22 protein-coding genes are annotated in these 21592 nt (G+C 65.1%); 12 read left to right on the top strand and 10 right to left on the bottom strand.

What is annotated here, in order from left to right; genetic code table 11:
* The first annotated feature begins 68 nt into the window (after nt 1-68).
* On the top strand, nt 69-1307 hold the full coding sequence (locus J7355_RS01275; protein WP_209059133.1) for an oxygenase MpaB family protein: 1239 nt from the start codon (nt 69-71) through the stop codon (nt 1305-1307).
* 106 nt (nt 1308-1413) lie between these two features.
* Here J7355_RS01275 and J7355_RS01270 read toward each other — a convergent pair whose 3' ends face one another.
* Nucleotides 1414-1878, bottom strand: a complete 465-nt coding sequence (locus tag J7355_RS01270) for a hypothetical protein (protein WP_209059131.1) — start codon at nt 1876-1878, stop codon at nt 1414-1416.
* Nucleotides 1879-2010: 132 nt separating this feature from the next.
* Between J7355_RS01270 and J7355_RS01265 the strand changes: the two genes are divergently transcribed.
* A complete protein-coding gene (locus tag J7355_RS01265) occupies nt 2011-2412 on the top strand; it encodes a mechanosensitive ion channel domain-containing protein (RefSeq protein WP_209059129.1) in 402 nt (133 codons plus the stop codon).
* Here the strand turns inward: J7355_RS01265 and J7355_RS01260 are convergent.
* From J7355_RS01260 to J7355_RS01250, 3 genes are read right to left on the bottom strand one after another with little or no spacing between them, the layout of a single operon-like run.
* Nucleotides 2409-2711, bottom strand: coding sequence for a DUF3253 domain-containing protein (locus J7355_RS01260; protein ID WP_209059126.1), 303 nt, complete (start codon nt 2709-2711; stop codon nt 2409-2411). The two genes, J7355_RS01265 and J7355_RS01260, sit on opposite strands and share 4 nt — an antisense overlap.
* Complete coding sequence (locus J7355_RS01255; RefSeq protein ID WP_209059123.1) at nt 2708-4234, bottom strand: NAD(P)/FAD-dependent oxidoreductase; 1527 nt, start codon at nt 4232-4234, stop codon at nt 2708-2710. Before J7355_RS01255 ends, J7355_RS01260 begins: the two co-directional genes overlap by 4 nt.
* Nucleotides 4235-4287: 53 nt before the next feature.
* The gene (locus J7355_RS01250) at nt 4288-6018 is read right to left on the bottom strand and encodes an alkaline phosphatase family protein (protein ID WP_209059121.1); all 1731 of its coding nucleotides are present in this window, start codon (nt 6016-6018) and stop codon (nt 4288-4290) included.
* Between the two features lie 336 nt (nt 6019-6354).
* Here J7355_RS01250 and J7355_RS01245 point away from each other — a divergent pair, with 336 nt between their 5' ends.
* On the top strand, nt 6355-7335 hold the full coding sequence (locus J7355_RS01245; protein WP_209059120.1) for an aspartyl/asparaginyl beta-hydroxylase domain-containing protein: 981 nt from the start codon (nt 6355-6357) through the stop codon (nt 7333-7335).
* Between the two features lie 122 nt (nt 7336-7457).
* On the top strand, nt 7458-8549 hold the full coding sequence (locus tag J7355_RS01240; RefSeq protein ID WP_209059118.1) for a mechanosensitive ion channel domain-containing protein: 1092 nt from the start codon (nt 7458-7460) through the stop codon (nt 8547-8549).
* Between the two features lie 14 nt (nt 8550-8563).
* Here the strand turns inward: J7355_RS01240 and J7355_RS01235 are convergent, their stop codons facing one another.
* Nucleotides 8564-9220, bottom strand: a complete 657-nt coding sequence (locus J7355_RS01235; RefSeq protein ID WP_209059115.1) for a DsbA family oxidoreductase — start codon at nt 9218-9220, stop codon at nt 8564-8566.
* Between the two features lie 119 nt (nt 9221-9339).
* On the opposite strand from J7355_RS01235, the gene J7355_RS01230 reads away from it, so the two are divergent.
* Entirely contained in the window at nt 9340-9951 is a 612-nt protein-coding gene (locus tag J7355_RS01230; protein ID WP_209059113.1) for a class I SAM-dependent methyltransferase, read from the top strand.
* 31 nt (nt 9952-9982) lie between these two features.
* A complete protein-coding gene (locus J7355_RS01225) occupies nt 9983-10750 on the top strand; it encodes a crotonase/enoyl-CoA hydratase family protein (protein WP_209059111.1) in 768 nt (255 codons plus the stop codon).
* 6 nt (nt 10751-10756) lie between these two features.
* Here the strand turns inward: J7355_RS01225 and J7355_RS01220 are convergent, their stop codons facing one another.
* Together J7355_RS01220 and J7355_RS01215 are read right to left on the bottom strand one after the other, a co-directional pair.
* Complete coding sequence (locus J7355_RS01220) at nt 10757-11416, bottom strand: XRE family transcriptional regulator (RefSeq protein WP_209059110.1); 660 nt, start codon at nt 11414-11416, stop codon at nt 10757-10759.
* A 130-nt stretch (nt 11417-11546) separates the two neighbouring features.
* Nucleotides 11547-12476 (bottom strand): oxidoreductase, encoded by a 930-nt coding sequence (locus J7355_RS01215; protein ID WP_209059108.1) that lies wholly within the window; start codon nt 12474-12476, stop codon nt 11547-11549.
* 493 nt (nt 12477-12969) lie between these two features.
* Between J7355_RS01215 and J7355_RS01210 the strand changes: the two genes are divergently transcribed.
* The gene (locus tag J7355_RS01210; RefSeq protein ID WP_209059107.1) at nt 12970-13740 is read left to right on the top strand and encodes a DUF4114 domain-containing protein; all 771 of its coding nucleotides are present in this window, start codon (nt 12970-12972) and stop codon (nt 13738-13740) included.
* Between the two features lie 184 nt (nt 13741-13924).
* Here J7355_RS01210 and J7355_RS01205 read toward each other — a convergent pair whose 3' ends face one another.
* Nucleotides 13925-15406: a UdgX family uracil-DNA binding protein gene (locus J7355_RS01205; RefSeq protein WP_209059106.1), complete on the bottom strand. Its 1482-nt coding sequence runs from the start codon at nt 15404-15406 to the stop codon at nt 13925-13927.
* Nucleotides 15407-15416: 10 nt separating this feature from the next.
* Entirely contained in the window at nt 15417-16694 is a 1278-nt protein-coding gene (locus J7355_RS01200) for a putative DNA modification/repair radical SAM protein (RefSeq protein ID WP_209059105.1), read from the bottom strand.
* A 20-nt stretch (nt 16695-16714) separates the two neighbouring features.
* On the opposite strand from J7355_RS01200, the gene J7355_RS17840 reads away from it, so the two are divergent.
* Both J7355_RS17840 and J7355_RS01195 read left to right on the top strand, forming a co-directional pair.
* Nucleotides 16715-16840 carry a hypothetical protein gene (locus J7355_RS17840; RefSeq protein ID WP_280637539.1) on the top strand — a complete coding sequence of 42 codons (126 nt, stop codon included), beginning with the start codon at nt 16715-16717 and terminating at the stop codon, nt 16838-16840.
* 19 nt (nt 16841-16859) lie between these two features.
* Entirely contained in the window at nt 16860-17789 is a 930-nt protein-coding gene (locus J7355_RS01195) for a mechanosensitive ion channel family protein (RefSeq protein ID WP_209059103.1), read from the top strand.
* A 65-nt stretch (nt 17790-17854) separates the two neighbouring features.
* On the opposite strand, the gene J7355_RS01190 is transcribed toward J7355_RS01195, so the two are convergent.
* On the bottom strand, nt 17855-18688 hold the full coding sequence (locus tag J7355_RS01190; RefSeq protein ID WP_209059101.1) for an alpha/beta hydrolase: 834 nt from the start codon (nt 18686-18688) through the stop codon (nt 17855-17857).
* Nucleotides 18689-18886: 198 nt separating this feature from the next.
* On the opposite strand from J7355_RS01190, the gene J7355_RS01185 reads away from it, so the two are divergent.
* From J7355_RS01185 to J7355_RS01175, 3 genes are all read left to right on the top strand, one after another.
* Nucleotides 18887-19120, top strand: coding sequence for a hypothetical protein (locus J7355_RS01185; RefSeq protein ID WP_209059098.1), 234 nt, complete (start codon nt 18887-18889; stop codon nt 19118-19120).
* A gap of 9 nt (nt 19121-19129) precedes the next feature.
* Nucleotides 19130-19552 (top strand): alternative ribosome rescue aminoacyl-tRNA hydrolase ArfB, encoded by a 423-nt coding sequence (arfB, locus tag J7355_RS01180; protein WP_209059096.1) that lies wholly within the window; start codon nt 19130-19132, stop codon nt 19550-19552.
* A gap of 272 nt (nt 19553-19824) precedes the next feature.
* Nucleotides 19825-21387 carry a BCCT family transporter gene (locus tag J7355_RS01175; RefSeq protein WP_209059094.1) on the top strand — a complete coding sequence of 521 codons (1563 nt, stop codon included), beginning with the start codon at nt 19825-19827 and terminating at the stop codon, nt 21385-21387.
* Nucleotides 21388-21592 lie beyond the last annotated feature (205 nt).

The following is a 21592-nucleotide window of genomic DNA, read 5'->3' as shown; positions in this document are numbered from 1 at the left end:
GTTGAATGTGAGTAATTACTCACATTAACGTCGAAAACTCATGTTGCCAACGCGAGAACGGGCCAACCATGCAGAAACGCAATGCAGACACCGTCGACATCCCCAGCCGTCATGGCAGCGATATGGCGCGCAGCCGCCGGATCGCGCGATCGGTTCGGCGCACGGTTCGCGGCGACCCGGAACCCACGCCAGAACGCTGGCAGGCGCTCGGGCAAGCGCTCATGCATGGCGACCCGCTGATGGATAACGTCGTGGCCTGGCTCCACGACGACACCACCCCGAGCGCACGCCGGGAAAAGCGAGCTCTGCTGCAAACTGCCATCGCGCGTGGCATGGACACCGTGCCCGGTGCGCCGCCGGCGCTACAGTCGTTGTGCGATCACGTTCGAGAACGACCGGCCTGGGTCGACGACGACTTGCTGGAGCACGGTGCGCGTGTGTGTCGTCGCACCGGCCAACCCGGTCTGAATGCGCTGCGCGACGTGGCCTTGATGCTGGGTTATCAGGCTGCCGGCATCAATCAGACGCTGATCGCCACGGGCAGCCTCGAACGTGGGGCACAGCGCCGCCTGGCCGAGACCACGGCGTGGTGGATCGACTGCACAAGCGCCGGCGGCATGGCCCGCTCTGGCGCCGGCTTCAAGAACACCCTTCAGGTGCGCCTGATCCACGCCCTCATCCGCCGGAACGTTCAAAACAAGCCGGACTGGCGTACCGACATCTGGGGAATTCCGGTCAACCGGGCCGACATGCTCGCCACGCAGCTCGGCTTCAGCGTGATCTTTCTACTCGGCACACGCGTGCTCGGTGTTCCCCTGTCGAAGGCGGATGGCCAGGCGGTAATGCACCTGTGGCGCTATATCGGCTGGCTGATGGGCGTCGCGGAATGCTGGCTGCCCCAAGACGAACAGGACGGCCGGCGTCTGCTCTACCATGTGCTGCTGAGCCAGGCGCCGCCCGATGCATCGAGTGCTCAGCTCGGCAAAGCGCTCATGAACGAACCCCTCGATCGCCCCTACCCCGACTTCGCCTGGCTTCGCGGCCAGTACATACGCGCCCGCCATGTGAGCATCACGCGGCTATTCGTCGACCGCCAGGGCATGCGCGATCTCGGCCTGCCCGACTGGGTACTGCCGTGGTATCCGGCAATGCGGGCGCCGGCCACCCTGGCCTATCACGCCGGCGCCCGGTTCTTGCCCGGCGGGCGCAAGCGCGCCGAGCGCGCTGGCCGGCAGGCACAGATCGATCAGCTACAGGCCCTGTTCGGTGATCGCGTGCCGGCGATTCACCGGCCGGCGCTGGGTTGATCGCCTGTCCGGGCAGCACGGTCGACGACAAATCCGCACATCGGGCCGCGGCCTCAATGCTATCGAATCGCCATGGATCAGGTGACGACCGTTGAGAGCCGTAGGTCTACAAGACGCGGCCGATATACACGAGCAGCCCGACCACCACCATGCCGAGCAAGGCCGACAAGCCCTTCCAGAATCGGTTCGGATCACGCTCGATCAGCGGCAGCTCGTGATCGGCGACCAGATTGCCGCGCGGGTGGCGCAGGTCATAGACGAACTCGGCGACTTCCGCGTAACGCTGGCTCGGGTTCGGATGCAGTGCCTTGCGTAGCGCTGCGTCCACCCAAAGCGGTACGTCCTCGTTGAAGGCAATCGCGCTCGGATAGGTCAGCCGGTTGAGATCACGACGACTGCGCGCACGCGCGGCGCCCGGCCCGTAGGGCAACCGCCCGGTAAGCATCTGGTAGGTGATCACCCCGAGCGCGTAGATATCCGAACGCACCGTGCCCTGTCCGCCGGTGAAGTATTCCGGCGCAGCGTATTGCTGGCTGCCCAGAACGCCATCCGCACCGATACGCCGCGGCAACTATATGATGTTCGGCGAAACCGAAAGGTTTGTACGTCGCGTCCGCTTCGCGCGACTGGAATCGAGACCAGGAATCCAGACCCTGCAACGCACCAACGTAGTAGTGCCGAATTCCGAGTGCTCACCCTGTAGGTGAAGAACTGGAACCTGCGCGACCGCTATGGGCGGATCAGCTGCCCGGTCGACGTGGCCTATGGCAGCGATGTGCGCCTGGTGGAACGGCTGCTGGTCGAGGTGGCCAACCGACACAAGGACGTGCTCAGCGAGGGCCAGGCGGGCATCCCCAAACCGGTCGCGTTGTTTCGCGGCTTCGGCGATTCCACGCTGGATTTCGAGCTGCGCTGTTTCATTCGCGACGTGACGCGCCGCTTCTTCGTGATCTCGGATCTCAACTTCGCCATCGACGAGGCTTTCCGCGAAAACGGCGTGACGATCGCCTTCCCGCAACTCGACGTCTGGCACCGCAGCCTGCCGCCGAAACACAACGACGCGCGGCGCTCCACCGACGGTCCGGCCGAACGTGCGGGCGACTAGGGCCTTTTCGCGCGTGCGATCCGCACCGGTCCACGCGCGGTGGCGCTATCGACCGGTTCGCCACGCTGGGTGATGACGAGATCGCCGGCGGCGGCCCGCTCGCCGGCCACACGCCGAACCGCGGGCATCAGCGCCCGCCACTGCTCGGGTTCGGCAACGCCCTCGTCCGCGGCCAGCTGGCGTGCCACTTCGGAGGGACAGATGGTCTTGCCGGGTCCGCGCCGGGTGAGAAGGCGGTCGATCGTTGCCGCGATCCTCTCGCGCGCGTGGGCACTGTCGGTATCGAACGCCGTGCTCATCCGCTGTCGGCCCGGGGCGCGGGCTGGCCATGCGGCGCGCGGCGCGGGGCTTCGAGTGCATAGTCCTCGCGCGTCAGCCGAGCGGTCATGCGCCGAAAGGCAAAGGTGAAATCGGGCCAGTTGTTGGTCTGCTTGCCCGACGCCGTCGTGTACCAGGAGTCGCAACCGGCGGTCCACACCGTGCCGTCGAGACGTTCCTGGACATCCCGGTTGTAGGCCTGCTGGCGGTCCGCGCGCACGTCCATGGTCGCGACCGCCGGCTCGCGTAGCGTCTCGATGCACTGCATGACGTAGCGCACCTGCGATTCGAGCATGAACACAATCGAGCTATGAGCCAGATTGGTGTTCGGGCCGTAGAGAATGAACAGGTTCGGAAAACCGGACACGCTGATGCCCTTGTAAGCCTCCGCGCCGTCGCGCCACGCGGCGTTCAGACTGGCGCCATTGCGGCCCGTGATCGCCATCGGCGCGAGGAAATCGGTGGCCTGAAATCCGGTGCCGTAGATCAGCACGTCGGCGGCATGCCGCGTACCGTCCTTGGTGACCACGGCGTCGGCCTCGATATGGTCGATATCGTCGGTAATCAGGTCTAGATTGTCGCGATCGATCGCTGGATACCAGTCGCTGGCGAGCAGAATGCGCTTGCAGCCGATCTTGTAATCGGGAATGAGCCGCCGCCGCTTGTCGGCATCGCGCATCTGGCGCCAGGCCTCGAACCGCGCTTTCCAGGCGAATGTCTCGAGCAGAAAGCCGAAACGGGTGAAGGCAAGCGCCCGGCTTTCGTTCTTCCAGTAGATGAGCGTGCGGTACACCCGGTCGAGCAGCGGAAAGCGCGCGAACAACCGCTGTTCGAACCGCTTGAACGGGCGATCGGGTTTGGACACGACCCAGGCCCCCGAACGCTGGAACAACTTGAGCCGTCCGACGCGGTCGACGATTCGGGGCACGAACTGTATCGCGCTGGCGCCAGTGCCGATCACGGCGACGTGCCGGCCGCGCAGATCGACCGTGTGATCCCAGCGCGCGGAGTGGAAGCTCGGCCCCGCGAACGCGTCAAGCCCGGGAATGTTCGGCCACGCGGGCCGATTGAGCTGACCGCAGGCGGTGATCACGACATCGAAGACATCGCTGACGCCCGTGGCCAGATCCAGACGCCAGTTCTGCAGCGCGTCGTCGAACACCGCACCGCTGACCTCGGATTCGAACCGGATATGGCCGTAGAGATCGTACTTGCGGGCGCAGTCTTCGAGGTACTGGCGAATCTCGGCCTGCGTACCGAACTTGCGAGACCAGTCGCTCTTCGGCTCGAAGGAATAGGAATACAGATGCGACTGCACGTCGCAGGCCGCGCCCGGGTAGGTGTTATCGCGCCAGGTACCGCCCAGCGTCTTTGCCTTCTCGAACAGGGTGAACGAGCGGATCCCCGCGCGCACGAGCTGCATCGCCATGCACAGCCCACCGAAACCGGTGCCGATAATGGCGATACGCGGCGACGGGGCGGAATCGGTAGGAGTAGCAGTCATGATGGCGCAGCGGTTTCAGCGTGGTGACACGAGACTATCAGTCGCCACGCCGGCTAGCGGCCGTCGGCTGGCGTTGCCTCGCCCGCGCGCAGACGCAGGATCAACTCGCCGATCAGCCGCTGACTGGCCTCGCCTTTCAGAACGGCGTCGACGCGCTGCCGGATCTCGTCCGTGCTGTGGTCGCGATGGGCAACGATGAGCGGGATGTCGGAATCGCGATGCGACGGGCTGCCGTGCCAAGACTGGTACGGCGAGGCGAAATAGAAGCGCTCGTCGGCGCGATCGCGGTCACCGTTGTGGGCGACGAGAATCACGTCGCCTGCGCGGTCGCCGTGCTTGCCGCTGGCCAGCGCCTGCAGGCGCTCGGGCATCTGCACATAGTTCGGATGCGGGTGTTCGGCGAGATAGTCGGCGAGCCGCTGCGTCCGGCCGTCGCCCAGATAGACCTCGAACACGTCGCCCTCGCCGGCCGCCGAGGCTCGGGTACGGACCAACACCATGTCCAGGGTGTCGCGCATATCGGGCACCAGATCGCCCGTCTCGTTGTTGTCCCAGAACGCCTCGGCGACGGCTTCGATGTCCTGGTTGCGCGCCGGTTCGGACCAGTCGCAGGGGGTTTCGCCGCTCGCGCAGGTACTGCGATCGGCCACGTAGACGTAGGCGAGTGCGCCCTGGTAGGCGAGCACGCTGTCGAAGAAGACGTCGTCATCCACTTCAAGCTCGAACGGCCGCAGGGTGAAGCCGGCCTTTTCGAGCACCTGTGCCGGTTCGCCGTCGCCATCGATACCCAGCGAATGCCGGTCGTCGTGGGTCACCCGCGTATGGCCGTGGTCGGAGGTCAGCAACACGTAGCGATCATCGAGCGCGCCGGTCTCCTCCAGCGTTTCGCGCAGCGATTTCATCATCGGCTCAATCGCCTTTTCCAGATATTCGGCCCGGGATTCGTCCGGGTCGCGATCCGCGATATGGGCGTAATGATCCAGCCCCGGCATGTAGATGGTGATCACGTCCGCGGCCGGCTCGCTTTCCATCAGGTCGTCCATGTTCTCGACGACTTCCTCGTCGAGTTCACGAAACAGCGACAGCGTTTCGGCGCCGGTCAGGCGCGACAGCACATGCTCCTGAAAATACGACTCGAACGCCTCGAGCATGGCGGTGCGATCGGTGAGAATCAGACGATCCGCGCCGCTGTAGAACTGATGCATGCCCACCCAGACGCGCACGCCCGGGTCGTCCTCGCGCATGCGTTCATAAACGGTGGGCACTTCGAGCAGGTCGTTGGCATAGCCTTCGGTATAGATCTTGAGCACCTGAACCGCGTTCGAGATCGTGACCGGCACCGGCGCGGCGTACTCGCCGGTGTCGCGCACGAAGTACTCGTTGCCGGCCACGCCATGCTCGGCGGGCGTCTTGCCGGTGACGGTGGTTGCCCAGGACACGGCCGTCGAGGACGGCAGCACGCTCACCATCGAGCGCTCGAAATAGGCATTCGGAAATTCGTCGCCGGTGCCGCCGAGAAGCTTCGCAAGCTCGGGCAGCCGGCCCTCCTCGAGCATCCGGTAGAGCAGGTGCCGGTCGATACCGTCGATCGCGAGAATCAGCAGTTTCGGCTTGTCGTCGGGCGCGGGGCGCTCGTCGGCATCGGTCTCGCGCAGTTCGACCTGCTCGCCGGCAACCCAGAACTGTGCCGCCTGCCATACACAGCCGCCCAGCACGAGCGGCAACAGAAGCAGGCCGACACAGGCCGCCATACGGCGTCTGGATGACGCGCAATCGTTGTTCAAGAAACCTCTCCCTTTATCGATACCGTGCTTCGGGTCCGACCTCGACGAACCATGCACGAACCAAACATTACGGCGAATCCACAGGCGCCCCCATCGCCCGCGGCGAGGCGACAGCGTGGCGCAACCCGGCTGGCGCGACGCTGAACGTATTGTCCACAACATACCCGATCCCACAGGCAACGCCAGGCGGCGCGCTCGCACACCGATCGATAGCTGCGTTGTACATGCTTGATGCCGTACTAATAAGGCGATATGCACGGTGCGGGTTCGCTTTCGATCTGCATGTCGTCATGCGCCGCCGTCGAGGGGCGCCTACGCCATGCCCAGGGAGTCGATGTGCCTTTATTGCTGACCTTCGCGTGCCTGTTCACCTTCGTGGCCGGCTCGATTGTTTATGTCTACCGCTTTCGCGGCGCCGTCCGCTACGACAGTTTCAAGCAGTATCTGCGCAAGGGCTGGCCCATCTTCAGCCCACTCAACTGCCTGCTTTATCTGTTCACCCAGCGCCGCGCTCGGCAGCCGATCATGGATCTCGATCGCTTTCCGGAGTTGGACGTCATTCAGCGCAACTGGCGCGTGATCCGTGAAGAAGCGCTGGCGATGCACCATAACGCGGTGTTCGAACAGACCACCCAGGACGCGGCCGGCGGTCAGTACGACATCGGTTTTCGCACCTTTCACAAGTACGGCTGGCGCAAGTTCTATCTGCGCTGGTACGGCACCACGCATAATTCGGCCAAACGCCTGTGCCCGCAGACGACGCGCCTGCTCGAGGGCGTGTCCTGCGTGAACGGCGCCATGTTTTCGGTGCTGCCGGTGGGCTCGAAGCTCACCCGCCATGCCGATCCCGCGGCCTGCTCGCTGCGCTACCACCTCGGCCTGGCCACGCCGAACGCCGATCCCTGCTATATCAATATCGACGGCGAGAACTACTCCTGGCGCGACGGCAAGGCCCTGCTGTTCGACGAGACCTATCTGCACTACGCGCACAACGACGCCCAGGAGGATCGTGTGATCCTCATGTGCGATGTGGAACGGCCCACCCGTATCGTCGGTCCGCTGGTCAACGTCTTCTACAAGGGTTTGATGCGCGCCACGGTGGTTCCCAACACGGCCGAGGACGAACGGGGCCTGGCAAACACGGTGTTCGCCAAGCTGGCGCCGGTGCTGTCGAACACGCGCGAACTCAAGCAGACCAACCCGGGGCGTTACACCACCATCAAGTACTGTGTGAACGGCACACTGGTCACGCTCGCCTCGGCCCTGCTGGTGGGCGCCTGCTTCGGGCTGTATTCGCTCGGCGCCATGCTCACCTAGGACACACGCCGCGGCGCGACGCCGCACGGCGGTGATTGCCAGCGCCGGCCGATGGCAGGGAAACTGCATGGCACCTGGTCATGTCCTGCGCGCCGGAGAAACGTCCGGCCACGGAGCGCGTAATGCTCGATGCGATAGATCCCAGCGTGAGCGCCTGGGCCGTCACCCTGTTCGCCGGTTTCGGGACCGCAGTCGCCGCAACGGCGATCTACGCACTGCTCGTTCGCCTGGGTTATCGGCTGATCCAGCGCCGCGCCATTGCGCGCGAATTTCTCCAGCAGTGCGATCGCGCCGGTGGCGTGGTCGTCTTTCTGCTGGCGCTGCAGGCGGTCTGGCATGCCAGCGACCACGGCGTGCCGTGGATGGCCGCGCTAAGGCATATCAATAGCCTGTGCCTCATCCTGGCGCTGACCTGGGCAGCCCTGAAGGCGATCACGGCCATCGGCGACGTGATCGTTCGCCTCAACCCGGCGGTCGAGGGCCGCCATCACGTCGCGCGCCGGGTCGAGACGCAGGCGCGTTTTCTCACCCGCGGGCTGACTGTGCTGGTGGCCATCATCGGCATCTCGGCCGCGCTGATGACGTTTCCCTCGATCCGCCAGCTGGGTACCAGTCTGCTCGCCTCGGCCGGCATCGGCGGCCTGATCATCGGTTTTGCGGCGCGGCCGGTGCTGTCCAACCTGCTGGCCGGGCTGCAGATCGCGCTGTCGCAGCCGTTTCGCATCGAGGACGTGCTCAAGTTCAAGGACGAGTGGTGCTGGGTCGAGGAAGTCACCACCACCTATGTGGTGCTGCGTACCTGGGATCTGCGCCGCCTGATCGTGCCGCTGCAGTGGTTCATCGAGAACCCGTTCGAGAACTGGACACGACGCCCGACCAGCCTCATGGGCCCCGTCTTCATGTGGCTGGACTATCGCATGCCGGTGCCGCCGCTGCGCGCGGAGTTCGAACGTCTGCTAAAGGCCGACGGCGCCTGGGACGAACTCATCGGCACGACACAGGTCGTCGAATCCGGCGAGCATGCGATGCAGATTCGTTTTCTCATGAGCGCGAACGATTCGATCGAACTCTGGCATCTGCGCTGTCGTATCCGCGAAGCACTGCTGGACTTCATCCAGCGCGAATATCCAGCCTATCTGCCCAACGTGCGTGCGCGGGTCAGCGACACCGACGTACCCGAACCCACGCGCCCGCCGGCCAACACGACTGAATAGTGGCCATCTAACGCTCAGGCGCCGGCGGTGCGCTCGCCGGCAATCTGACGCAGGGCATCGGCCAGCGCATCGGGCGGCTGGGCACCGGCGAGCAGGTACTTGTTGTCGACGATGAACGACGGTACCGACGACACGCCCAGCGACTGCCAGTACGCGATCTCGCGTTCGACCTGTTCGGCGTACTCGTTCGAGGCCAGTATGTCGCGCACGCGGGCGCCGTCCAGCCCCAGGGATTCGGCGATCGGCACCAGCACCTCGGGATCGGTCGGGCTTTCGGCGCGGCCGAAGTAGGCTTCGAACAGGGCGCGGTTGAAGGCGGCGTCCTGCCCCTGTTCCTTGGCATAGGCCAGTACGCGATGGGTATCGAAAGTGCGCCAGGAACGGCGTTCCAGCGCTTGCTCGAAGTTCAGCCCCAGCTCGCGCGCGGCACCGATGATGTCGTGCTGCGCGGCTTTCATTTCCTCTTCGCTGCGGCCGTACTTCACGCTCAAATGCTCCAGGATGTCGCGCCCTTCGGGCGGCACGTCCGGGTTGAGCAAAAACGGATGCCATTCCACTTCCAAGGCATAGTCGTTAGCGAGGCGATCCATCGCCTGCTGTAAACGCGCATCGCCGATGGCGCACCAGGGGCAGACGACATCGGATACCAGATCAATCTTGATTGTTTGCATGGCCGCACCTCGCTTGGACTAATCTTGAACGTGCCCTTGAATCCTAGCGATTCAACCCCGGCCGGCGACGCCGGTGCCGCGCATGCTAAACGTAGAATCTGTATTTTCATTGGCCGACCATGACTTTCTACGAACGCTATTGCCTGCCGCGCCTGCTGGATTTGGCCTGCGGCGTGCGCCCGGTCCGCCGCCAGCGCGACAGGATCGTGCCGCTGGCGCGCGGCGAAGTGCTGGAAGTGGGTATCGGCACCGGACTCAACCTGCCGCATTATCGCGCCGAACATATCGAGCGCATCTGGGGGCTTGACCCGGCGAGCCAGATGAACCGAACCACCCGCAAACGCCTGTGCGGCACCGGCCTGGACCTCGAACTGCTGGCCCTGTCTGCCGAACGGATACCGGTCGAAAACGATCGCTTCGATACCGTGGTGCTCACCTACACCCTGTGCAGCATCCCTGATCCCGTTGCCGCCCTGCGCGAGATGAAGCGCACGCTGCGGCCCGGTGGTCGGCTGCTGTTCTGCGAACACGGCCTGGCGCCGGAACCGTCGATCGCGCGCTGGCAGCGCCGCCTGACACCCGCCTGGCGACGTATCGCCGGCGATTGCCATATGGATCGTGACGTGCCGGCGCTGCTCGAAGCGGCCGGTTTCAAGGTCGACGACCTGCAACAGGGCTATATCCCGGGCCCGCGCGTGCTCACCTACAACTACTGGGGCGAAGCCGTCTGACCGCGGCGACCCCTTCGAGCGGAAACCACCCATGACCGTGACCACCGAACATCGCGACGCGATCTTCATCGTGAGAATCGATCGAGCCGAGGCACGCAATGCCGTGGATCGCCCCACCGCCGAAGCGCTCACCGCCGCATTCCGCGAATTCGAAGCGGACGACGCATCGCGCGTCGCCATCCTGTCCGGCACGGGCGGCCATTTCTGTGCCGGCGCCGATCTCAAGGCGGTGGCTTCGGGCGAGCGGCGCAACCGCGTCGATCCGGACGGCGATGCGCCGATGGGCCCGAGCCGCATGCGCCTTTCCAAGCCGGTGATCGCCGCAGTGGCCGGTGCGGCGGTCGCCGGCGGGTTGGAACTGGCCTGCTGGTGCGACCTGCGGGTGATGGAACGCTCGGCGGTGTTCGGCGTGTTCTGTCGGCGTTGGGGCGTGCCGCTGATAGACGGCGGCACCGTGCGCCTGCCGCGGCTCATCGGCGCCTCGCGCGCGATGGACATGATCCTGACCGGCCGCGCGGTCGGTGCCGAGGAGGCGCTGGCCTGGGGACTGGCCAATCGCGTGGTCGATGACGGCAGCGCACTCGATTCAGCGCTCGAACTCGCCCAGCAGATCGCGGGTTTTCCGCAGGACTGTATGCGCCACGATCGCGCCTCGGCGATCGAGCAGTGGTCGCTCGATCACGACGCCGCACTCGCCAACGAATTCCGCCACGGGCTGCAATCCATCGATCAGGCGGCAGACGGCGCCGATCGCTTCGCGCACGGCGCCGGCCGTGGCGGGCGCTTCGACGGAATATGAGCGGCCTCAGCGGCCGGGTTCGTCCGTGTCGTCGGTGCCCGGCCGCGGCGCGACGCTGGGCGCTCGACCGGTCTGTTTGAACTGTACGGCCATGGTTAGCGCGCTTTCACAGAAGGCGATCACCTCGTCGAAATCGGCCTCCGGCAGCTGGCGCGCCGCCTCGTTGCCGCGATATATGTTGATCCACTTGCGATCGCGCTCGACCATGGTCGGCAACCGGCCCACGCCCCAGTCCTCGGCCAGCGCCCACAAACGCGGATTGAAGCCGCGCACGAGCTGAATCAGGAACGGGATGGGGTCGTTGCGCGCGAGCAGCGACGTCAGGCGCAGAATCATGTCGAAGGACACTGTAGCCGAGCCCTGCTCCATGGCCTGCAGAACGGTCTTGTCCTCCAGGTCCAGCGCACGCGCCAGATCGTCGCGCGACAGTCCGGCCGTCTGGCGCGCGTCCTGAATCGCCTCGCCGGCGCGTACCATCCACGCCCGCTGCTCTTCGGACAGCAGCCGGCGCTGGGCGCGATCCAGGATGATCGTACGGCCGATGTCGAGCGTAAGACCGCCCACACGGCTGGCAAGCGCACTCAACGCGCTCTTGGACAGGCTGCTGGTCAAGCTGGTGACTTGTCCGAGCAGACTGCTGCGCTCACCCTCGCGTTTGCGTGCCATGCATGCTCCTGTGTTTGCGCGGTGTCGTGCGCGTTCCGGGCGTTGACCGGGCGTTGACCGGGCGTTAACGATCATGCCCGTGCATGGCCCCCATGACGAGGCCCGACCCGTTTCGCAGGGCGTTGAAACCTCAGATGCCGTAGGCCACGCCGGTGAGCTGCTCGGATACGGCCCAGAGCCGCGCGGCGGTGTCCCGCTTCAACGCGCGCCCCGCGGGTTTCACCCGCGTAGGCTTGCCCCAGAACTCGCGCAGCCCGTCGGGGCCGAAATAGTCACCACCGCATACGTCGTTCGCGGTCGCCGCATAGAGACTCGGCAAGGCACCCCGGCGCTGCGACTGCGCGAACACGCGGTTGGCCAGCCGCATACCCGTCGCCGCAAGCCGCGAGCCGCTCATTTCGGGCCCCGCGAGCTGCAGGTGGGTCGCGGCATAGCCGGGATGGGCGGCTGCACTGATCACGTCCACCCCGGCAGCACGCAGGCGCCGGTCGAACTCCAGCGCGAACATCAGGTTGGCGAGCTTGGCCTGGCCATAGGCCAGCCAGCGCTTGTAGCCGCGCGTATTCCAGTTGAGGTCGTCGGTATCGATACGCCCGAACGTATGGGCCAGACTCGACACGGTGACCACTCGCGCGCCGGGTGTGGCCCGGAGCCGGTCCAGCAAACGGCCCGTCAGTGCGAAGTGGCCGAGGTGGTTGGTGCCGATCTGCATCTCGAACCCATCGGCCGTGCGGCGCAAGGGCAACGCCATGACACCCGCATTGTTGACCAGCATATCCAGCCGTTCGTGACTCGCACACAGATCCGCGACAAACGATTCGACGCTCGACAAGTCGGCAAGATCCAGCGGCATGACTTGCAGGCGCGCCGCCGGGTGGTCGCGGCGAATCTGTTCGGCCGCATGCTCGCCCTTGCCGATGTTGCGACAGGCCAAAACCACCTGCGCACCGGCGCCAGCGAGCGCACGCGCCGTTTCCAGCCCCAGGCCGCTGTTCGCGCCCGTTACGACCGCAGTCCGGCCTGTGAGATGGGGGATGTCCGCAATGTCCCAACCGGGCATGTTTTTTCCTTTCGTTTTATGTCGTTATCGCAGGCTACCGGGATATGGCGTTGTCATGTATGGCGACGAACACCCATTTCGGCGTCGTTTTTCGTCGCCAACGATCACACGGCGATCGATCACATGTCGCCAAAGCTTACGCGACGACACAGGTCGGCGGCACGCATTCGCAGCTTGCGGCGAGACGCCGGGACGCGCTCTCGTCGTGCAACAGAAAACACAATTTTTCATGCACTTGCGCTTATGTCGGACCGCGCCATCGAGCGCGGCATGCCGACCGCGCGTTGTCGTCCACCGAGATCCGCGCGGCGCTCGCCAGTAAAAGCGTCGACGCGTCTTACACACGCGGCCCTGCGAACATTAGGCGTGCAACTTTATTACCATTTTTCAATAACTTGAACACTGGCACACCGCTTGCTTTACCTGCCCTGCCGGCACTTCGCCGCACGCAACCAAGTGGATTCGCAACCCACGGGCAAGCAGGGAAAGCACCATGAAAATTTTCAGACATCTACTCACCGTAACCGCGGGCTCGCTGCTTCTTGCCGGCCAGGCGTTTGCGGTTACCGTACAGACCGGCAGCGAAACATCGCTCCAGCAGATCCTCGGCGACATCGCGGTCGACGGCGACAACTTCATCGATGTGAACGCCGACCAGTACACACCGAGCAGCTTCTGGAAAGTCCAGGGCTCGGGCGGCAGCTTCAGCCAGATCATCATCGAGATCACGGCAAACTCGGGGTCCAACGCGCTGGGCATTTTCGACGCGGCCGACAAGACCAACCGGGTCGAGCTCTACAACGGCTCTGCCTCGACCGGCTCCCAGCAGGTGATCGGCTTCGACACCTCGAACCAGGTCGTTCTCGGCCTGGGCAACGCGACCGGCACGTTCTTCTCGGACTCGCTGTTCGGGTTCTACCTCGACACCCCGAACGGTATCTTCTACTCGAGCCCGGGCCTGAACGACGATGGCAACCAGTACATGGTCGCCTACCAGGGTAACGATGACGAAATCATTCAGGTCGGTAACAGCGCGGCTGGGGCGTGGGGCTCCAACGAGTATATTTTCGGCTGGGAAGACACCTTCCTTCCGGGCTCCGACCAGGACTTCCAGGACTTCGTGTTCATCGCCGAGTCGATCTACTCCGTCAACGTGCCGGAACCCTCGGAACTGGCGCTCGCGCTCTTCGGCCTCGGCCTGATCGGCGTCGGTGTGGCGGCTCGTCGATCGCGCCGCTCCGACGACACCACGCTCGCGATCTGAACGCGACCCCACGAACGCAAGAAGAACCCGTGTGCAGAGTTACCGCCCTCGATGAGGGCGGTTTTTTTATGCCCGGACCTGCGCCTTCAGCGGCACGCGAGCCCTGCGCGCCGCGATAAGCGGCACCGACGTCGAAACGCGTCCAGCCAAACCGAGCCAACCGGATGCGGCGCATCGGGCCCGGTCACGCCGACCAGCGCAACGCCTGGGACAGATCGCTCACGAAACGCCGGTAGTCGGGCGCATTGGCCGCCGCATGGCCGCGACGCAACAGATACGAGGGATGCACGGTAAGTAAGTAGCGGCGGTCCTGCCATGCGATCGGGCGCCCGCGATCGCGCGTGACACGAGCGGCGCGCCCCAGCAGCGCCCGCGCCGCCGTGGCACCGAGGCAGATGACCAGCTCCGGATCGACGAGCCCTATTTCGCTATCCAGCCAGGGCTTGCAGGCGCGCACCTCGGTGTCGTCCGGCGTGGAATGCAGGCGCGTCTTGCCGCGACTGTCGAACTTGAAGTGCTTCACGGTGTTGGTGAGATAGAGTCGCTCGCGCTCGAGTCCCGCATCCGCGAGGGCACGGTCGAGCAACTGCCCGGCCGGCCCGACGAACGGCCGGCCCGAGAGGTCCTCGTGATCGCCCGGCTGCTCGCCGACGAGCATGATGCGCGCATCGCTGGGCCCTTCCCCGAATACGGTCTGCGTGGCCGGCTGCCAGAGTGCACAGTTGCGGCAGGTCTTCGCCTGGAGCGCCAGACGCTCGATCGAGGCGGGCGTCGCACGCGCGATCGCAGCGGCGTTCTCGGTATCCGGGCTTGCAGGGCGCGGCCCGCAACGCGGCGCGTCCTGCTCGCGGGTCTGGCGCTCCATGTCGGCCACGCGCCGGTCGGCGTCCCGGATCAGCGCCGGGATCAAGTGCGCCTCGGGCATGTTCTTCCAGTATTTCTGCGGCATTTCCGACTGCATCGCCCGAATCTTGACGCGCGCGGGATTGAATATGCTGCGGTAGTAGATCCGCCAGGCGTCTTCGAGGGCATCGCCCCGGGGTGCTGCGCCTTTATCGACCGCCGCCGAAAACCAGACTTCGCCGGCACCCTCCCAGTGGGCACAGCCCATCGGCGTGAGAATGGACCAGCGCATATTGGCAAAGCGGCGTTTGAAGAAGCCGCTGGCGTACTCGACGATGCCGTGCTCCGGCTCGAACCAGGCCACATACCGCGGCTCGCAGTCCTCGCTGTCGGGCTCGAGCACCGCGCGAAATCGCACGAAAGCCTTCATCTTGTGTACGTCCCGGCGCACCGCCTTGGCGTAGCGCGTAAGCCGTGCCACGTCCGGATCGCCGCCGAGCTGCATCAGGTGACGCTCGCCATGGGTAATCCGCCAGAGCACCGTATACAGGAGCGCCCAGCGGTCCTCGCTACGATGACAGCTGGCCGCCCGTGCCATGTTCACGAAAGCCTTGGGAACACGTGGCGTCGACGCGGGCTCGGCGGGTGGCGACACGGCCGCTCGTTCACCGTCGGCTTCCCACCAAACGTGCTCAGGCGACGTCTCGTCCGATAGCAGCCGGCGCGCCTGCACTTTCCATGCGTCGAAGTGCGGCGCAAACCGGGCCACGACCTGTGTGCTGGCGGTCTCGGCTTCGCCGAACAGTGACGGTTGCCTGTCCATGCTCGCCACCCTAGAAATCGAACGCCTGTTGCGCGACCGTCGGTGGCGCGAAACGGGCGCGCAAGAGCGCGCTCGGCGTCTCCTGAAGGCCGGGATGATGATTGGCACACACGATGAAAGGCATGGCTTTTTTGACCCCGGCCTTGAGGGCGACGAGATCCTCGAGCCGAATCTTCTGCCAGCGGCGGATCTTGAGCAGCTTGTTGACCGATTTGACCCCGAGGCCGGGCACACGCAGCAGCTGCTCGCGCGATGCCCGATTGAGATCCACGGGAAAGAAGCCGCGATTGCGCAGTGCCCAACCCAGCTTCGGATCCACATCGAGATCGAGCATCCCCGCGGCCGCGGTATCGTCCGAACCCGCGGTGATTTCTTCGTGGCCGTAGCCGTAGAAGCGGATCAGCCAGTCGGACTGATACAGCCGATGCTCGCGCATCAGCGGCGTGCGCCGCGCGGGCAGTTTCGACGAGGCATCGGCGATTGGCGAGAAGGCCGAAAAATAGACGCGCTTGAGCTTGTAGGACGAATACAGCTGCGCGGTCGTCGACAGTATCTGGGCGTCCGTCGACGGTTCGGCGCCGACGATCATCTGCGTGGACTGACCCGCCGGGGCGAATCGCGGCAGCGTCCTGGGTTTGGGTGACAGGCTCGTTACGCGCCGGGCGGCACGGCGCTGTTCGGCGTCCTCGTCCTGGCGCGCGCGGATACGCGCCATCGACAGCTTGATCGTGCGGTGATCCTTCTCCGGCGCTAGGTCGTCGAGCGCGATCTGCGTGGGCAGTTCGACATTGATCGACAACCGATCGGCAAAGCGCCCGGCCTCGGCCAGCAGCTCGCCGTCGGCATCGGGAATCGTCTTGAGATGGATATAACCGCGAAAGTCGTGATCCCGGCGCAGCTGGCGCGCCACCTCGACCAGCTGCGCCATCGTGTAGTCGGGGCTCTGGATCACGCCCGAGCTCAGAAACAGCCCTTCGATATAGTTGCGCTTGTAGAAATCAAGCGTCAGGCGCACCACCTCGTCGACCGTGAAGCGCGCACGTTGCACGCCGGACGAGTTCCGGTTGATGCAGTAGCTGCATTCGTAGATACAGAAATTCGTGAGCAGAATCTTGAGCAGCGAAATACAGCGCCCGTCTGGCGCATACGCGTGACAGATACCCGAACCCTCGCTCGAACCCACGCCCTTGCCACCGAGTGAATGGCGCGACCGCGTGCCGCTTGAGGAGCAGGAAGCGTCGTACTTGGCGGCGTCCGCCAGAATCTCGAGTTTTCGCAGGATTTCCATAGCTGTAATGATATACAGCAATGAGGCGTTTGGATTCACCCGTTCACGCTTTTAATCGATTGGCGAAGCCGCTGGCGCTTCGCCGCACCATGCCGATGCTTGCCAGCACGCCCGGCGCCGATAACAATGCCGCCATGGCCGATTAGCCAGGCATCGGGGGATCCCATGGCGTCGACTGAGCAAGCACAGGCCGCGCCCGATTCCCTGGACGAAGTCGTCGGCTCGGTCCGCGATACCGTTCTCGTCGCCTGGGGCGATTTCGTCGATCACCTGCCTTTTCTGGGCCTCGGGCTGCTCATACTTCTACTGACCTGGGGTGCGGCCTGGCTCGGTCAGCGGGCGGCCGCGCTGATCGTGGGCCGCCGCGCACGGGCCTCGTTGCGCCGTCTGATCGAGCGCCTGCTGGCGCTGGGCATCTGGGGGCTGGGCCTGTTGCTGGCCGCTATCGTCGTCTTTCCCGGCCTTTCACCGACCAAGGCGCTCGGCGGGCTCGGGCTGCTGTCGGTTGCGGTCGGGTTCGCGTTCCGCGACACCTTCGAGAATTTTTTCGCCGGCATGCTCATGCTCTGGAAGTATCCGTTCGAAAGCGGCGACTTCATCCGGTCGGGCGATATCTTCGGGCGGGTCGAACAGATCAATATCCGCATGACCCTGCTGCGCAAGGTAAGCGGCGAACTGCTGCTCGTGCCCAACTCGAAGCTGTTCCAGAACCCGACCGAAGTGCTGACCGACCGGCCCATGCGGCGTATCACGGTGATGACAGGCGTGGCCTATGGCGAAGATCTTGCCGCGGCACTGACGGTCATCGAGACGGCGGTGACCGGCTGCGACACGGTCATCGCGGGCCAGCCGGTACAGATCTTCGCCCACGGCTTCGGCGACAGCAGTATGGATATCGAGGTGACCTGGTGGTGCGACGCCACGCCGCTTGGGGTGCGCCGCTCGCGCAGCGAGATCGTGGTGGCCGTGAAGGCGGCGCTCGACGCCGCGGGCATCGAGATCCCGTTCCCCTATCGCACGCTGACCTTCGCGCAACCCCTGCCGTTGATCGGCACCACGCCGACCGCGACATCCGGCGGCGACGACCCCGGCTAGGCCAGCGGCATGAAAAAGGGCGGCCCCTGGGCCGCCCTTATTGCAATCGACTGTTCTCGGTCGCGCTAGCCGATGAAATCCAGCAGTGCCTTGTTGAACGCCTCCGGGTGCGTGGCATTGATGCCGTGCGGCCCGCCTTCGATCAGTGCCAGCGAGCTGTCAGCGATGGCGTCGACAGAACGCTTGCCGCTGACCTCGAAAGGCACGATGCCGTCGGAATCGCCGTGGATGACAAGCGTGGGCACGTCGAACTTGGCGAGGTCGTCGCGAAAGTCCGTCCGCCCGAATGCGCCGATGCAGTCGAGGGTGCCCTTCGGCGAGGCGAACCACGCGATATCGCGATGGTACTGGCGGCTGGCTTCGCTCACGAGCAGCCCACCGCCCTCGGTCGAGAAGAAATTGGTGGCGAAGTCCTCGAAGAACGCGAGCCGGTCGCTTTTCACGCCGTTCTCGAACTGCTCGATGGTGGCGTCGTCGAGACCGCCGTCGGGGTTGTCATCCGCCTTGTACAGATAGGGCGGTACGGCCGCCGCGAGCACGGCCTTGGCCACGCGCGCGCTGCCATAGGTGCCGATATAGCGTGCCACTTCGCCGCCGCCCATGGAAAAGCCCACCAGGGTGACTTCGTTGAGGTCGAGATGCTCGAGCAGCGTGCTCAGATCCCTGGCGAAGGTGTCGTAGTCATAACCCGTCCAGGGCTGCGAGGATTTGCCAAAACCGCGGCGATCGTAGGTGATCACGCGATGCCCGGCCTCAACCAGTGCCGGGACCTGCTTCTCCCAGGAACGCCCGCTCAGCGGCCAGCCGTGGATGAGCACCACCGGCTTGCCGCTGCCGTGGTCCTCGTAATAGAGCTCGACGGGCGCGTTGTTCTCGCGATCGACTTCCAGGAACGCCATGGCTGTATCCCGATTGTTTTCGAAACCTGTTTTCGACCTTGGGGTGGTAGGCGGCCAAAACAACCGGCGATGCCTGCATGGCGGCCCGTAGGCAATGGGCAGCCGGGTGCGATTGCGTGGCCCGGCAAAACAGATCTGCCGGGAAAGGCGCCTTCGAACCCGGATAAACGGGATGCCCGGGGCTTCGTCGGCGCCCCGATGGGCGGGATGCTGCCGAACGCGCAGCCCCAACACGGGCTGATCGTGTTCGGCGATTTCGTCCACATGGCGGTCGGCTGGATGGTGGCTTTCCGGTTGCGGCTCGCCGGCGACGCGGCGCTGGCCGAGGCCATGTGCGCCTGTTCGCGGCCCGCCCTGGCGGGCAATGTACCGACAACACGGTTTTTGTTGTCGCAGCGGGCCACCGGGCAGGTGCGACCGGAAATCGACTAGGCTGACGGCATGGCGCTATCGATATCCAATCAAGTCAGCCTCGACGACGGCGAGATCGAGTGGCACGCCGTACGCGCATCGGGCGCTGGCGGCCAGAACGTCAACAAGGTCGCAACCGCGGTGCATCTGCGGTTCGATATCCGCGCGTCCTCGCTGCCGGATATGTACAAGGAACGGCTGCTGGCGCGACGCGACCGGCGGATCACCCGCGACGGCGTCGTCGTGATCAAGGCGCAGCAGTTTCGCAGTCAGGACAAGAATCGCGAAGACGCGCTCGCCCGTCTTCAGGCGATCATACGCAGCGCTACCGCCGTCGCACGCCGGCGCAAGCCCACGCGGCCGTCGCGGCGGGCGAAGCGCAAGCGCATGGATCAAAAGACCAAGCGCGGCCGAACCAAGGCGTTGCGTGGCCGCCCTTCGCGCGACGACTGACGCCATGCCGCCGAGGCAACCCGTGTCAGGCGCCGGCTAACCGCGGCACGGCGTCGCTTGCGCCCTGCTGTATGATGCGATCATTAATTTTGCAGTGCAGCACGACCGCTGCCACGGGGACCGGCGTCGCAACGCGTGGCGTCACGCGAACTTCTTCACCGTCGACCGATGCGCCGCGCCGGTCGCCATAAGGCGATGGCTGAATTTTGGCCCCGGCTTTCGCCCTGGATACCGATGCGACGTTCGCCCCGTTTCGCCCGGAAATAGACCTCATGAATCAAGCAGCCGCGCCTGCCCTCGACCGCACCACGGCCTCCCGCTGGGGCGATCCGATCACGCTGGCACTGAGCATCGGTTTCGTGCTCGTGTTCGTCGGCCTTTCGCTCTACGACCTCGAAGGCGTCGCCGGCGCCATCTCGACCGGTTTCGCCTGGACTGCCGCAACGCTCGGCACCTATTTCGAACTGCTACTGCTGGCGACCTTCTTCATCGGCCTCGGCGTAGCCTGCACGCCGGCGGCGAACGCCCGTATCGGCGGGGTCGACACGCCCGAGCTGAGCACCTTCAAGTGGCTGTCGATCATCATGTGTACGCTGCTCGCGGGCGGCGGGGTGTTCTTCGCCGCCGGTGAGCCGGTCTATCATTTCCTCACCACGCCGCCCGCGTTCGATACGCAGGCCGGGACCGCGGCCGCCATTTCCGGCGCGCTCGCGCAGTCGTTCATGCACTGGGGCTTTCTCGCCTGGGCCATTCTCGGTTCTCTGACCGCCGTGGTACTGGCGCATGTGCATTACGATCAGGGCGAGCCGCTGCGTCCGCGTAGTCTGCTGCTGCCGGTTCTGGGCAAGCGCGTGGTACACAGCCCTGTCGGCAGCGTGGTCGATGCAGTCTGCATCATCGCCGTGGTGGCCGGCACCGTGGGGCCGATCGGCTTTCTCGCAACGCAGGTCAGCTACGGCCTACACGAGATCTTCGGCCTCGCCGAGGGTCTGCCGACCCAGCTGTCGATCCTCGCCGTACTGGGCGCGGTCTACGTCACGTCGGCGGTCACGGGCATCGACCGCGGCATCCAGACCCTGAGCCGGTTCAACGTCTTCTTGGCGCTGGCGATCGCGGCGGTGATCTTCGTTTTCGGCCCGACGCTGTTCCTGGTCAACGCCTATGCCCAGGCGTTCGGCGACTATCTCGGCTCGTTCTTCACCATGGCGACGATGACATCGCAGACCGCGCCGGCCTGGTGGATGAAGTGGTGGACCGTCTTTTTCTTTGCCTGGTTTCTCGGCTATGGCCCGCTGATGGCGATTTTCGTGGCGCGGATCTCGCGCGGACGCACCATCCGCCAGATGATCGTATCGGTGGCCATTCTCGCGCCGATCGCCACCACCCTCTGGTTCACGCTGCTCGGTGGCTCGGGCATCCACTATCAGATGACCGGCGTGTTCGATCTCAGCGACGCGCTGGCCGATTTCAAGTTCGACGTGGCCACGCTGACCATCGCCCAGGCTTTGCCGGGCGGCGCCGTCATGGCGCTGGCGATCATGGTGCTCACCTCGATATTCGTTGCCACCACGGGCGATTCCATGAGCTATGCGATCGCCGTGGTCAACGCCGGGCACGACGAGCCAGCGCCTGCGATGCGCGCGTTCTGGGGGATCACCATGGCCATCATGGCCGCGATTCTGCTCACCATGGGCCAGGGCCAGATCAGCGCCCTGCAGCAATTGATCGTGATCACCGCGATCCCGGTGTCGCTGGTACTGCTGCCATCGCTCTGGACCGGGCCGAAGGCGGCCTATGCCATGGCACGCAGCCAGGGGCTTGTGCCCGCGCACTAGCCGCACGGTCGTGCGCGACGACAAGGCCGCCGGTCACCGCGCCCGGCGGCTGTCGCGCGAATTTACAGCATGCCCGCCACGTATCGCGCCCACGAACGAGAACGACCGATTTTCAATTTTCCGGAACCGAAACCGGGCGAATCGAGTTTTCCCGCTTAAAACCGACGCTTGCCGACCGGGCCCGGGCGAACCGCGCACGCCCTGG

It is taken from the genome of Endozoicomonas sp. G2_2 (assembly GCF_017744135.1).
GTDB lineage: Bacteria > Pseudomonadota > Gammaproteobacteria > Nevskiales > Salinisphaeraceae > Salinisphaera.
This window is presented reverse-complemented; position numbering and strand designations above follow the sequence as displayed.

Bases quoted from the DNA above. Each gene is read 5' to 3' on its own strand.
- J7355_RS01220 (WP_209059110.1), bottom strand. From the start codon at position 11,416: ATGGCACGCAAACGCGAGGGTGAGCGCAGCAGTCTGCTCGGACAAGTC.
- J7355_RS01230 (WP_209059113.1), top strand. From the start codon at position 9,340: ATGACTTTCTACGAACGCTATTGCCTGCCGCGCCTGCTGGATTTGGCC.
- J7355_RS01235 (WP_209059115.1), bottom strand. From the start codon at position 9,220: ATGCAAACAATCAAGATTGATCTGGTATCCGATGTCGTCTGCCCCTGG.
- J7355_RS01205 (WP_209059106.1), bottom strand. From the start codon at position 15,406: ATGGACAGGCAACCGTCACTGTTCGGCGAAGCCGAGACCGCCAGCACA.
- arfB (WP_209059096.1), top strand. From the start codon at position 19,130: ATGGCGCTATCGATATCCAATCAAGTCAGCCTCGACGACGGCGAGATC.
- J7355_RS01200 (WP_209059105.1), bottom strand. From the start codon at position 16,694: ATGGAAATCCTGCGAAAACTCGAGATTCTGGCGGACGCCGCCAAGTAC.
- J7355_RS01240 (WP_209059118.1), top strand. From the start codon at position 7,458: ATGCTCGATGCGATAGATCCCAGCGTGAGCGCCTGGGCCGTCACCCTG.
- J7355_RS01185 (WP_209059098.1), top strand. From the start codon at position 18,887: ATGGGCGGGATGCTGCCGAACGCGCAGCCCCAACACGGGCTGATCGTG.
- J7355_RS01210 (WP_209059107.1), top strand. From the start codon at position 12,970: ATGAAAATTTTCAGACATCTACTCACCGTAACCGCGGGCTCGCTGCTT.
- J7355_RS01175 (WP_209059094.1), top strand. From the start codon at position 19,825: ATGAATCAAGCAGCCGCGCCTGCCCTCGACCGCACCACGGCCTCCCGC.
- J7355_RS01225 (WP_209059111.1), top strand. From the start codon at position 9,983: ATGACCGTGACCACCGAACATCGCGACGCGATCTTCATCGTGAGAATC.
- J7355_RS01275 (WP_209059133.1), top strand. From the start codon at position 69: ATGCAGAAACGCAATGCAGACACCGTCGACATCCCCAGCCGTCATGGC.
- J7355_RS01255 (WP_209059123.1), bottom strand. From the start codon at position 4,234: ATGACTGCTACTCCTACCGATTCCGCCCCGTCGCCGCGTATCGCCATT.
- J7355_RS01215 (WP_209059108.1), bottom strand. From the start codon at position 12,476: ATGCCCGGTTGGGACATTGCGGACATCCCCCATCTCACAGGCCGGACT.
- J7355_RS01195 (WP_209059103.1), top strand. From the start codon at position 16,860: ATGGCGTCGACTGAGCAAGCACAGGCCGCGCCCGATTCCCTGGACGAA.
- J7355_RS17840 (WP_280637539.1), top strand. From the start codon at position 16,715: ATGAGGCGTTTGGATTCACCCGTTCACGCTTTTAATCGATTGGCGAAG.
- J7355_RS01260 (WP_209059126.1), bottom strand. From the start codon at position 2,711: ATGAGCACGGCGTTCGATACCGACAGTGCCCACGCGCGCGAGAGGATC.
- J7355_RS01190 (WP_209059101.1), bottom strand. From the start codon at position 18,688: ATGGCGTTCCTGGAAGTCGATCGCGAGAACAACGCGCCCGTCGAGCTC.